This window comes from Blastococcus sp. TBT05-19 (assembly GCF_003319095.1).
GTDB lineage: Bacteria > Actinomycetota > Actinomycetes > Mycobacteriales > Geodermatophilaceae > Blastococcus.
Genome location: NZ_QOHI01000001.1, coordinates 1,128,993 through 1,139,583 on the forward strand (window position 1 = coordinate 1,128,993; position 10,591 = coordinate 1,139,583).

Consider the following 10,591-nt stretch of genomic DNA (forward strand, 5'->3'; position numbering starts at 1 on the left):
CCCGTCGAGCGGCTGAGAGACTGCCCCGGTGACGATCCGCCCCATCCGCGAAGTCGGTGACCCCGTCCTGCGCACGCCGGCCGACGAGGTGCGCTCGTTCGACCGCGACCTGGCCGCGCTGGTGCGCGACCTGCTGGAGACCGTCGACCACCCCGGCCGCGCCGGCCTCGCGGCGACCCAGATCGGCGTGGGCCTGCGGGCGTTCTCCTACAACATCGACGGCGTCATCGGGCACGTCGTGAACCCGCGGATCGTGGAGCTGTCCGAGGAGACCCAGGACGGCGACGAGGGCTGCCTCTCGGTCCCCGGCATCTGGGCGCCCACCGTGCGGGCGATGCACGCCGTCGTCGAGGGCGTCGACGTCAAGGGCCGGCCGGTGCGGGTCGAGGGCAGCGGCCTGATGGCCCGGTGCCTGCAGCACGAGGTGGACCACCTCGACGGCAAGCTCTTCCTCGACCGGCTCACCGGCGAGGCGCGGAAGTCGGCCCTGCGGGCGCTGCGCGACCGCTGAACCGAGGGCTCAGGCCCGGGCGGCGGCGCAGGCGGCGCAGGTGCCGAACACCTCGACGTCGTGCTGCACGTCGACGAAGCCGTGCTCAGCGGCGATCCGGGCCGCCCAGCGCTCGACCGGCGGGTCGGCGACCTCCACCGTCCGGCCGCACGAGCGGCAGACCAGGTGGTGGTGGTGGCTGGAGGAGCACCGCCGGTAGGCGGCCTCGCCGTCCGTGCTGCGCAGCACGTCGAGCTGGCCGTCGTCGACCAGGGCCTGCAGCGCCCGGTACACCGTCGCCAGCCCCACCGAGTCGCCGCGTTCGCGCAGCAGGGCGTGCAGGTCCTGCGCGCTGCGGAAGCCGTCCAGCTCGTCGAGCAGGGCGAGCACCGCGTTGCGCTGCCGGCTCTGCCGCCGGGGTCCGCCCTCCGGCTGCTCCGTCACGCTCATCGGGCGCCCTCCGTCGCGGCCCGGTCCGCCGGAGCGGCGTCCGTGCCGTGCTCGTCGTAGTGCACGCCCGTACCGGTCAGGTGCGGGGCGTGCAGGTGGCCGTCGTGGTCGTAGTCCACGTGGTCGCCGTGCGGCACGGCCTGGTGGCCGCACCCCGGGCCGTGCTCGTGCGGGTGGGCCGCGTGCACCTCGCCGCGCCGGCGGTGCCGCCGTCGGGCGGTGGCCTCGCGGAGCGCCACGGCGGCGGCGACCAGCAGGAACAGCGCGATCGCCAGCAGCACGATCGTGCCGCCCGAGGGGGTGCCGGTGTAGTAGGACGCCGTCGTCCCCGAGACGCTGACGACCAGCCCGATGCTGCAGGCGAGGTACAGCGCCTGGCGGAAGCTCCGGGCCAGCAGCTGGGCCACCGCGCTGGGCACGATCATCAGGGCGCTGATGAGCAGCAGGCCGACCACGCGCATCGACAGCACGACGGTGCAGGCGACGAGGGCGGCGAGCACGATGTTCAGCGCCAGGACCGGCAGGCCGACGGCCCGGGCGTACTCCTCGTCGTCGCTCACCGCGTAGAGCCGCTGCCCGAGCAGACCGACGACGAGCAGCACGCACAGCGCGATGACGGCGAAGACCGCCAGGTCGCCGGAGCTGGTCGTCGTGATGGCGCCGAAGAGGTAGGCCTCGAGGTTGGTCGCCTGGCCGCGCGGGGCGAGGCTGAGCAGCACCACACCACCGGCGATGCCGCCGTAGAAGAGCACCGCCAGCGCGACGTCGCCGCTGGTGCGGCCGCGCGCCCGGACCAGCTCGATGAGCACCGCACCCAGGACGGCGGCGACGAGGGCCGCACCGACCGGCGCGGTGGAGGTGAGGACGCCGATGGCCACCCCGGTGAGGGCCACGTGGCCGAGGCCGTCGCCGAGCAGCGAGAGCCGCCGCTGCACCAGGAAGATGCCGACCGCCGGGGCGACCAGGCCCACCATCAGCGAGGCGAGCAGCGCGCGCTGCATGAAGCCGTACTCGAGGATCTCCACGTCAGCGGCCTCCGCTCGTCGACCGCACCGCGACGGTGGGCTGGTCCAGCCGGTAGCCGGGGCGCACCATCTCGTCGGCCGGGAGGCAGTGGTGGTCGCCGTGCCCGGTCGCCGCGCCGGCCAGCGGGCCGTCGTAGCTGATCCGGCCCTGGTCCACGACGACGGCGCGGGTGAGCACCGAGGCCAGCGGGCCGGTCTCGTGGGTGACGACCAGCAGCGTGGTGCCCGCCGCCGACACGCGGGCGAGCACCTCGGCCAGGGCGTCCTGGCTCGCGGCGTCCACGCCGGCGGTGGGCTCGTCCATGATCAGCAGCTCGGGCTGGGCGGCCAGGGCGCGCGCCACGAGGACCCGGCGCTGCTGCCCGCCGGAGAGCGAGGCGACCGGCTCCTCCATGCGGTCGGCGAGCCCCACGGCGGCGACGGCCTCGCCGACGGCCACGCGGTCGGCCGCCCTCAGCCGGCGGAGCAGTCCCAGCCGCGCCAGCCGGCCCACCGACACGACCTCGCGCACCGTCGCCGGCACGGCGCCGCTGACCGTGTGCCGCTGGGGCACGTAGCCCACCCGGCCCCGGTCGCGCAGCCGGCCCACCGGCGCGCCGAGCATCTCGACCTCACCACCGAGCACGGGCGCCAGGCCCAGCAGGCCGCGGGCCAGCGTCGTCTTGCCCGAGCCGTTGGACCCGAGGACGGCGACCGCCTCGCCGTGCCGCACCGTCAGGTCGACGCGGGAGACGATCGGCACGTCGTCGTAGCCGATGCTGGCGTCCTGGAGCCGGACGGCGGCGGTGCGGCGATCGGTCATGAACAGCCCTGGCCTTCCTGCAGCGTGGCGAGGTTGGCGCGCATCACCTGCAGGTAGTCCTCGCCGTCGGACTCGTCGGTCAGCCCCTCGAGCGGGTCGAGCACGGCGGTCCGCACCCCGGCCTCCTCGGCCACCGTCTCGGCGACGGCGGGGTCGACCAGGGTCTCGGTGTAGACGGTGGTGATGCCGCGGTCGCGGACGAGGCCGGTGATCTCGGCCAGCCCCGCGGCGCTCGGCTCCTGCGACGGGCTGAGCCCGCTGATGCCGATCACGTCCAGACCGTAGCGCTCGCCGAGGTAGCCGAAGGCGTCGTGGCTGGTGACCAGGGAGTCCACCGTGCAGGTGGCCAGGCCGGCCTCGATCTCGGTGTCGAGGGCCTCGACGTCGGCGCGCAGCGCGGCCGCGTTCTCCTCGTAGATGGAGGCGCCGTCGGGGTCGAGCTCGCCGAGGCGCTCGGCCAGGGCATCGCCCACCGCGGCCAGCCGGGTGGGGTCGAGCCAGAAGTGCGGGTCGACGGCTTCGTCGCCGTGGTCGTGCCCGTCCTCCTCGTCCCCGTACTCGTCCTCTCCGTGCTCGTCCTCTCCGTGCTCGTCCTCCGCGTGCTCCTCGGTGTGCTCGCCCGCGACCAGGTCGGCGGCCTGGCCGGCGTCCCACGCGGCGTCGCCGGCCTCGGCGGAGGCGGCCTCGTCGAGCGCGGGCTGGAAGCCCTCCAGGTACACCAGCAGGTCCGCCGACCCGACGGCGGCGACGTCCCGCGGGGTGAGCTCCAGGTCGTGCGCCTCGGCGCCGGCGGGGGTCAGCGAGGACACCTGCGCCCGCTCACCACCGACCCGGGCCGCCGCCCACTCCAGGGGGTAGAAGCCCGCCACCACGGTGGGCCGGCCGTCGTCCGCGCCGTCGCCGCCACCCGCGCCGCACCCGGCGGTGAGGAGCGCGGTGGCGGTGAGCGCGAGGGAGGCGGTCCATCGGGTCGCGTGGGTGCTCATGAGAATCATTCTCCCACGCGGAGCCGGAGTGCTGCTCGCAGCCCCGGCGGGCCGGGGAATCAGGCGAGCCCCCGCGTAGGCTCGGGGGCGTGCCCGAGGTCGCTGAGCTGCCGCTGATCGGTGCCGCCGCGCTGCGCGCGAAGGCCGCCGCCCGGGTGCTGCGCACCCTCCCGACCGACGTCAAGGACGCCGCGCTGGCCGCGATGGCCGAGGCGCTGGTCGAGCGGACCGACGAGATCCTCGCCGCGAACGCCGCCGACGTCGACGCGGCGGCCGCCGCCGGTACGCCCGCGTCGGTGCTCGACCGGCTGCGGCTGGACCCGCCCCGCATCGCGGGGGTGGCGGATGCGCTGCGCCAGCTGATCGCCCTGCCCGACCCCGTCGGCGACGTCGTCCGGGGCTCCCGGCTGCCCAACGGGCTGGACCTCAAGCAGGTCCGCGTGCCCTTGGGCGTGGTGGGCATCGTCTACGAGGCCCGCCCGAACGTGACCGTCGACGCCGCCGGGCTCTGCCTGAAGAGCGGCAACGCGGCGCTGCTGCGCGGGTCGGCGTCGGCCTCCGGCACCAACGCCGCCCTGGTGGCCGTCCTCACCGAGGCGGGGGAGAAGGCCGGCCTGCCCGCCGGCTTCGTCGAGCTGCTGCCGGCCGACCGCGCATCGGTGGGCGAGCTGCTGGGCGCCCGTGGGTACGTCGACGTCGTCATCCCGCGCGGCGGCGCCTCGCTGATCCAGCGGGTCGTGCGCGAGGCCCGCGTGCCGGTCATCGAGACCGGCGAGGGCAACTGCCACGTCTACGTCGACGCCTCCGCGGACCCGGCCATCGCCGAGGCGGTGGTGCTCAACTCCAAGACCCACCGGGTGAGCGTCTGCAACTCCGCCGAGACGCTGCTGGTCCACCGCGACGTGCCCTTCCTCCCGCGGCTGCTGGCCGCGCTCTCCGGCGCCGGGGTCACCCTGCACGGCGACGACTCGGCGCGCACCGCGCACGACGGCGTCGTCCCGGCGACCGACGAGGACTGGGCCACCGAGTACCTGTCGATGGACATGGCCGTGCGCGTGGTCGACGACCTGCCGCAGGCCCTCGAGCACATCGCGCGCTGGAGCACCGGGCACACCGAGGCGATCGTGGCCGACTCCGCCGCCGCGATCGCCGAGTTCACCGCCGGCGTGGACGCCGCAGCAGTCCTGGTCAACGCCTCCACCCGGTTCACCGACGGCGGGGAGTTCGGCTTCGGCGCCGAGATCGGCATCTCCACCCAGAAGCTGCACGCCCGCGGTCCGCTGGGGCTGCCGGAGCTGACCTCCACCACCTACGTCGTGACGGGCAACGGCCACACCCGCTGACCCGATCTCCGCCCGAACGAGGAGCCCGATGCCCCGCCAGCAGTCCCCGAACTTCTCGTCGGTCGCCGACGTCAGCAAGCGGCTGTCCGCGGCGGGTTACCTGCCCGACGCGCAGATCGCGACGACGGTCTTCCTCGCCGACCGCCTCGGCAAGCCGCTGCTGGTCGAGGGGCCCGCGGGCACCGGCAAGACCGAGCTGGCCAAGGCGCTCGCGGCGTGCACCGGCTCGGAGCTGATCCGGCTGCAGTGCTACGAGGGCCTGGACGAGGCGCGGGCGCTGTACGAGTGGAACTACAAGAAGCAGCTGCTGCGCATCCAGGCCTCGCAGGCCGACGGCGGCGCGGACTGGGACACCGTCCACGACGACATCTTCGGCGAGGAGTTCCTGCTCTCCCGGCCGCTGCTCACCGCCATCCGCCGCACCGAGCCGACGGTCCTGCTCATCGACGAGACCGACAAGGCCGACGTCGAGGTCGAGGGCCTGCTGCTGGAGGTGCTCTCGGACTTCCAGGTGACGATCCCGGAGCTCGGCACCATCACGGCCGCCCGCCGGCCGACCGTCGTCCTCACCTCCAACGCCACCCGCGAGCTCTCCGAGGCGCTCAAGCGGCGCTGCCTGTACCTGTCGCTGGACTACCCCTCGGCCGAGCGCGAGCGGGAGATCGTGCTGTCGCGGGTGCCGGACCTGGCGCCGGGGCTGGCCGACCAGCTGGTGCGCACCGTGCGCGCGCTGCGCGGGCTGGAGCTGAAGAAGTCGCCGTCGATCTCCGAGACCCTCGACTGGGCCCAGACCCTGCTGGAGCTGGGGCTGGACACCCTCGACGAGCCGGCCATGCGCTCGACCCTCGGCGTGGTGCTCAAGCACGCCAGCGACCAGACCCGCGCCGCGGCCGAGCTCCGGCTGAACTGATGACCGCGGTCGGGCACGGCGGGCTCGCGGGGCACCTCGACGGGTTCGTGCGGGCGGTCCGCGAGGCCGGCATCCCGGTCGGCATCAGCCAGGCGGTCGACGCCGCGGAGATCCTGACCGTGGTCGACCTGCTCGACCGGGAGCAGCTGCGCCACGGCCTGGCGGCCGTGCTGCTGCAGCGGGCGGCCCAGCGGCCGACCTACGACGTGCTGTTCGACCTGTGGTGGCCGCTGGGCGACCGGCCGGTGGCCGACACCGAGGACGACGACGGCGGCCAGGGCGCGGAGGCCACCCTCGACGTGCCCGACGACGCCGCGCTCGCCGAGCTCATGCGCGCGGAGCTGCTGCGGCTGCTGACCGACGGCGACCCGGAGGAGCTGCGCCGGTTCGCCCGCGAGGCCGTCGACCAGCTCGGGCAGGGGCAGCCGACGCCGTCGGGGCAGTCGTACTTCAGCTACCGCGTGCTGCGGGCGCTCTCGCCCGACACCCTCGTCGCGCAGCTGCTCGCCGGGCTGCTGGGCGACGCCGGCACGGGCGGGCTGGCCGAGCAGGTGGCGCGGCAGACCGTGCGCGACCGGCTGAACGCGTTCAAGTCCGCCGTCGAGGCCGAGGTGCGCCGGCGGACGGCGGCGGAGAAGGGCCGCGACCGCGTGGCCAAGAACGCCGTGCGGCCGCTGGCCGACCAGGTGGACTTCCTCCGCGCCCAGGCCGCGGACCTCGCCGAGCTGCGCCGGGCGGTCACGCCGCTGGCCCGCCGGCTCGCCGTGCGGCTCTCGGCCCGCCGCCGTCTGGGGCGGGAGGGCCGGCTGGACTTCCGCAAGACCGTGCGCGCCTCGCTGGCCACCGGCGGCGTCCCGGTGGTCACCCACCACCGGCCCCGGAAGGTGCACAAGCCCGAGCTGGTGGTCCTCTGCGACGTCAGCGGGTCGGTCGCCGGGTTCAGCCACTTCACCCTGATGCTCACCCAGGCGCTGCGCGAGCACTTCAGCGGCGTCCGGGCGTTCGCCTTCGTGGACTCGACCGACGAGGTGACCCGCTTCTTCCGGCCCGGGGTCGACGTCGCCGACGCCATCTCCCGCATCGGGCGGGAGGCGCAGGTGGTCGCCTACGACGGGCACAGCGACTACGGCACCGCGTTCGAGGTGTTCGCCGACCGCTGGGCCTCGGCCGTGGGCCCGAAGACGTCGCTGCTCGTGCTGGGTGACGGGCGCACGAACTACCGCCAGCCGGGCGTCCCGGTGCTGGCCGACCTGGTGCGCCGGGCGCGCTCGGCGCACTGGCTGAACCCCGAGCCGCGCCGGATGTGGGGGAGCGGGGACTCCGCCGCCGATCGGTACGGCGAGGTCATCGACATGGTCGAGTGCCGCAACGCCGCGCAGCTGACGGACTTCGTCACCACCCTCTGAGCGGTCCTCCGGGTCGATCCGACCGCGAGTCCGCAGGTCGCCGAGTCACCGTGTCGACATGTCGCTCCGACGTGGCGCGCGGCACACGGGCGCGATCGAGACGGTGCCGTAACCGAATGCCCGTTGCCGCGTTGTCAACGCGGTGTCGACCTGTCGGCACCGACTGACCGCGACGACGCGGCCGGACCGCGACCGGCTGCACGGGGGAGCCGGTCGCAGCGGGTCCGCCCGTCCCGGTCCACGGACCGGGTCGGGTGGGTCCGCGGGGCCGGGGCCGGTCCTCACGGGCCGGCCCCGGACGCCCCGGATACGCTCGTCCGGTGGCGGGACGACGAGTCGGTGTGATGGGTGGGACCTTCGATCCCGTCCACCACGGTCACCTGGTGGCCGCCAGCGAGGTCGCCGGGCTCTTCGGCCTGGACGAGGTGGTCTTCGTGCCCACCGGCGAGCCGTGGCAGAAGAGCGACAAGTCGGTCAGCCCGGCGGAGGACCGCTACCTGATGACGGTCATCGCGACGGCGTCCAACCCGCGGTTCTCGGTGAGCCGGGTGGACATCGACCGGGGCGGCCCGACCTACACCTTCGACACCCTCACCGACCTGCACGCCCAGCGCCCGGACGACGAGCTGTTCTTCATCACCGGCGCCGACGCGCTGGCCCAGATCATGACCTGGCGCGACGGCGCCCGGTGCTTCGAGCTGGCGCACTTCATCGGCGTGACCCGCCCCGGCTACGCGCTGGCCGACGCGCACCTGCCCGAGGGCGGGGTGAGCCTGGTCGAGATCCCCGCGCTCGCGATCAGCTCCAGCGACTGCCGCGCACGGGTCGACCGCGGGATGCCGGTCTGGTACCTCGTTCCCGACGGCGTCGTGCAGTACATCGAGAAGCGCGGCCTCTACCGCCGACCGGTCGGCCGGGCGGCCGACGGCCGTCCCGCCTACGACCGTCCGACGCCGGGGAACACCCGCGCCGTCGACGGCGCTGAACCGTCCCCGACTCCAGACCACCTCCAGGAGGTACCCCGATGACCGCCTCGGCCGAAGCCCGGGAAACCGCGCTCGTCGCCGCGCAGGCGGCTGCGGACAAGCTCGCCACCGACGTCTCGATCGTCGACGTCAGCGAGCGGCTCGCCATCACCGACGCGTTCGTGCTCGCGTCGGCCCCCAACGAGCGCCAGGTGCAGGCCATCGTCGACGAGGTGGAGGAGCGGCTCCGCGAGCACGGCGTGAAGCCGGTGCGCCGGGAGGGCGTCGCCGAGGCGCGCTGGGTGCTCCTCGACTTCGTCGACGTCGTCGTGCACGTCCAGCACGCCGAGGAGCGGGCGTACTACGCCCTCGAGCGGCTCTGGAAGGACTGCCCGAGCATCCCCTTCGTCGACGAGGCGCAGCCCGCGACGGACGAGCCGTCCGCCCCGGCCGTGGAGACGGCCGGCCAGTGACCGCTGCGGCCCTTCCCGAGCTGCCGGTCGGCCGTCTGGTCGTCTGGCGGCACGGGCGGACCGGGTGGAACGCGGCGGGCCGCTTCCAGGGGCAGCTGGACCCCCCGCTGGACGACGTCGGCCGGGCGCAGGCCGCGCACGCCGCACCCCACCTGCTGGCCGGGCTCGACGGGCAGGACGCCGTGGTGCTCTCCAGCGACCTGGTCCGGGCCGCCGACACCGCGCGGGTGCTCACCGACCTGATGGGTGTGGAGCTGCAGCTGGACGAGCGGCTGCGCGAGCACGGGATGGGCGCCTGGGAGGGCCTGACCCGGAACGAGATCGCGGACCGGTTCCCCGAGCAGTACGCCGACTGGCTGGCCGGGCGACCCGTCCTCGGCCGGGGCGGCGAGGAGACGGCGGCGGTGGCCGCGCGCGTGCTGGCAGCCCTCCAGGACCTGCCTCCCGTCGAGGTCGCCGTCATCGTCACCCACGGCGGCACGAGCGGCCGCCTGATCGAGGCGCTGCTGGAGCTGGGTCCGGGGCAGCGGCGGGTCTTCGGTCCCCTCGGCAACTGCGCGTGGAGCGAGCTGGCGCGGCAGAGCGGACGCTGGCGGCTGCTGCGGCACAACTTCTCCGCGGGGCCGCTGCCCGAGGGCGTGGCGACCCGGCGAGCGGCGCAGGACACCGGCACGACCGTCCTGCCGGGCACCGGTGGGCAGCCGGGGCCCGACCCGGTGCAGGACGCCGACGCCGTCGGCTGACCGCTCCGCGGGGCGCCGGGGCCGCCGCGGGGGATGCCGCCGGTTAGCCTCGCCGCGTGCCCGTCGCCGTCCTGACCGATTCGACGGCCTACCTCCCTCGCGAGCTGGTGGCTGCCTACGGCATCCACGTCGTCCCGCTCTACGTCGTCCTCTCCGGGCGCTCGGGGCGCGAGGGCGAGGACATCTCCTCCGACGACGTCGCCAAGGCGCTGGTCACGCGGGGGCAGAAGGTGTCCACGTCCCGGCCCACGCCGGGGGACTTCGTGGCCGCCTACCGGGCCGCGCTCGAGGGCGGAGCCGACCGCGTGGTGTCGATCCACCTGTCGTCGGAGCTGTCGGGCACCTGGGACGCCGCCCGCGTGGCCGCCTCGCAGGTGGGGGAGCACATCGTCTCCGTCGTCGACTCCCGCTCGGCCGCCATGGCCACCGGCTTCGCCGTGCTGGCGGCGGCCCGGGCAGCGGCCGACGGCGCCGACCTGCGGACCGTGGACCGGATCGCGCGGGACACCGTGGACCGCACCCGCACGCTGTTCGTCGTCGACACCCTGGAGCACCTGCGCCGGGGTGGGCGCATCGGCTCGGCGGCGGCGATCCTCGGGTCCGCGCTGGCGGTGAAGCCGGTGCTCCACGTCGTCGAGGGGCGGGTCGTCCCGCTGGAGAAGGTGCGCACCTCCGCGCGGGCGCTGCACCGGCTCGTGCAGCACGTCGTCGAGTACGCCGGCGAGCGCGAGGTGTCGCTCGCCGTGCACCACCTCGCCGCCGCCGACCGGGCCGACCGGCTGGTGGCCGAGCTGCGCGCGCGGGTCCCCGCCGTGCGCGACGTGCACGTGAGCGAGCTCGGTGCGGCCATCGGGGCGCACGTGGGCCCGGGCGCGGTCGGCGTGGTGGTCGCGCTGCCGCCCGAGGGCGCGACGTCCTGAAGTCCTGAGGCGGGGAGGCACCCGGGCATCCTGGCCTCCGGTGCACGCCCGGCCTCGTGCGTCGTCCACAGCGGGCGG

General features: G+C 75.1%; 12 protein-coding genes. 8 read left to right on the plus strand and 4 right to left on the minus strand.

Annotation, left to right across the window (positions count from 1 at the left end):
* Positions 1-28 precede the first annotated feature (28 nt).
* Positions 29-511, plus strand: coding sequence for a peptide deformylase (def, locus tag DQ244_RS05510; protein ID WP_113810363.1), 483 nt, complete (start codon positions 29-31; stop codon positions 509-511).
* Between the two features lie 9 nt (positions 512-520).
* Here def and DQ244_RS05515 read toward each other — a convergent pair whose 3' ends face one another.
* From DQ244_RS05515 to DQ244_RS05530, 4 genes are read right to left on the minus strand one after another with little or no spacing between them, the layout of a single operon-like run.
* Positions 521-940: a Fur family transcriptional regulator gene (locus DQ244_RS05515; RefSeq protein WP_113810364.1), complete on the minus strand. Its 420-nt coding sequence runs from the start codon at positions 938-940 to the stop codon at positions 521-523.
* Positions 937-1,965 (minus strand): metal ABC transporter permease, encoded by a 1,029-nt coding sequence (locus DQ244_RS05520; protein ID WP_113810365.1) that lies wholly within the window; start codon positions 1,963-1,965, stop codon positions 937-939. Before DQ244_RS05520 ends, DQ244_RS05515 begins: the two co-directional genes overlap by 4 nt.
* Before the next feature lies 1 nt (position 1,966).
* Positions 1,967-2,767 (minus strand): metal ABC transporter ATP-binding protein, encoded by an 801-nt coding sequence (locus DQ244_RS05525; protein ID WP_113810366.1) that lies wholly within the window; start codon positions 2,765-2,767, stop codon positions 1,967-1,969.
* A complete protein-coding gene (locus DQ244_RS05530) occupies positions 2,764-3,753 on the minus strand; it encodes a metal ABC transporter substrate-binding protein (protein ID WP_113810367.1) in 990 nt (329 codons plus the stop codon). The genes DQ244_RS05525 and DQ244_RS05530 overlap by 4 nt, the downstream gene beginning before the upstream one ends.
* A gap of 89 nt (positions 3,754-3,842) precedes the next feature.
* On the opposite strand from DQ244_RS05530, the gene DQ244_RS05535 reads away from it, so the two are divergent.
* The 7 genes from DQ244_RS05535 to DQ244_RS05565 all read left to right on the plus strand — a co-directional run bounded on the left by DQ244_RS05535 (position 3,843) and on the right by DQ244_RS05565 (position 10,513).
* On the plus strand, positions 3,843-5,096 hold the full coding sequence (locus tag DQ244_RS05535) for a glutamate-5-semialdehyde dehydrogenase (protein WP_199580199.1): 1,254 nt from the start codon (positions 3,843-3,845) through the stop codon (positions 5,094-5,096).
* A gap of 28 nt (positions 5,097-5,124) precedes the next feature.
* The gene (locus tag DQ244_RS05540) at positions 5,125-6,006 is read left to right on the plus strand and encodes a MoxR family ATPase (protein ID WP_113810368.1); all 882 of its coding nucleotides are present in this window, start codon (positions 5,125-5,127) and stop codon (positions 6,004-6,006) included.
* The gene (locus tag DQ244_RS05545) at positions 6,006-7,412 is read left to right on the plus strand and encodes a VWA domain-containing protein (protein ID WP_113810369.1); all 1,407 of its coding nucleotides are present in this window, start codon (positions 6,006-6,008) and stop codon (positions 7,410-7,412) included. The genes DQ244_RS05540 and DQ244_RS05545 overlap by 1 nt, the downstream gene beginning before the upstream one ends.
* A gap of 341 nt (positions 7,413-7,753) precedes the next feature.
* The gene (gene nadD / locus DQ244_RS05550) at positions 7,754-8,440 is read left to right on the plus strand and encodes a nicotinate-nucleotide adenylyltransferase (RefSeq protein ID WP_255411594.1); all 687 of its coding nucleotides are present in this window, start codon (positions 7,754-7,756) and stop codon (positions 8,438-8,440) included.
* A complete protein-coding gene (gene rsfS / locus DQ244_RS05555) occupies positions 8,437-8,850 on the plus strand; it encodes a ribosome silencing factor (protein WP_113810371.1) in 414 nt (137 codons plus the stop codon). Before nadD ends, rsfS begins: the two co-directional genes overlap by 4 nt.
* Positions 8,847-9,593, plus strand: a complete 747-nt coding sequence (locus DQ244_RS05560; RefSeq protein ID WP_113810372.1) for a histidine phosphatase family protein — start codon at positions 8,847-8,849, stop codon at positions 9,591-9,593. Before rsfS ends, DQ244_RS05560 begins: the two co-directional genes overlap by 4 nt.
* Positions 9,594-9,649: 56 nt before the next feature.
* Positions 9,650-10,513 (plus strand): DegV family protein, encoded by an 864-nt coding sequence (locus DQ244_RS05565; protein WP_113810373.1) that lies wholly within the window; start codon positions 9,650-9,652, stop codon positions 10,511-10,513.
* The last annotated feature ends 78 nt before the right edge of the window (positions 10,514-10,591 follow it).

Coding starts and splice junctions, on each gene's coding strand:
- DQ244_RS05515 (WP_113810364.1), bottom strand. CDS start 940: ATGAGCGTGACGGAGCAGCCGGAGGGCGGACCCCGGCGGCAGAGCCGG.
- DQ244_RS05525 (WP_113810366.1), bottom strand. CDS start 2,767: ATGACCGATCGCCGCACCGCCGCCGTCCGGCTCCAGGACGCCAGCATC.
- DQ244_RS05530 (WP_113810367.1), bottom strand. CDS start 3,753: ATGAGCACCCACGCGACCCGATGGACCGCCTCCCTCGCGCTCACCGCC.
- DQ244_RS05540 (WP_113810368.1), top strand. CDS start 5,125: ATGCCCCGCCAGCAGTCCCCGAACTTCTCGTCGGTCGCCGACGTCAGC.
- DQ244_RS05545 (WP_113810369.1), top strand. CDS start 6,006: ATGACCGCGGTCGGGCACGGCGGGCTCGCGGGGCACCTCGACGGGTTC.
- rsfS (WP_113810371.1), top strand. CDS start 8,437: ATGACCGCCTCGGCCGAAGCCCGGGAAACCGCGCTCGTCGCCGCGCAG.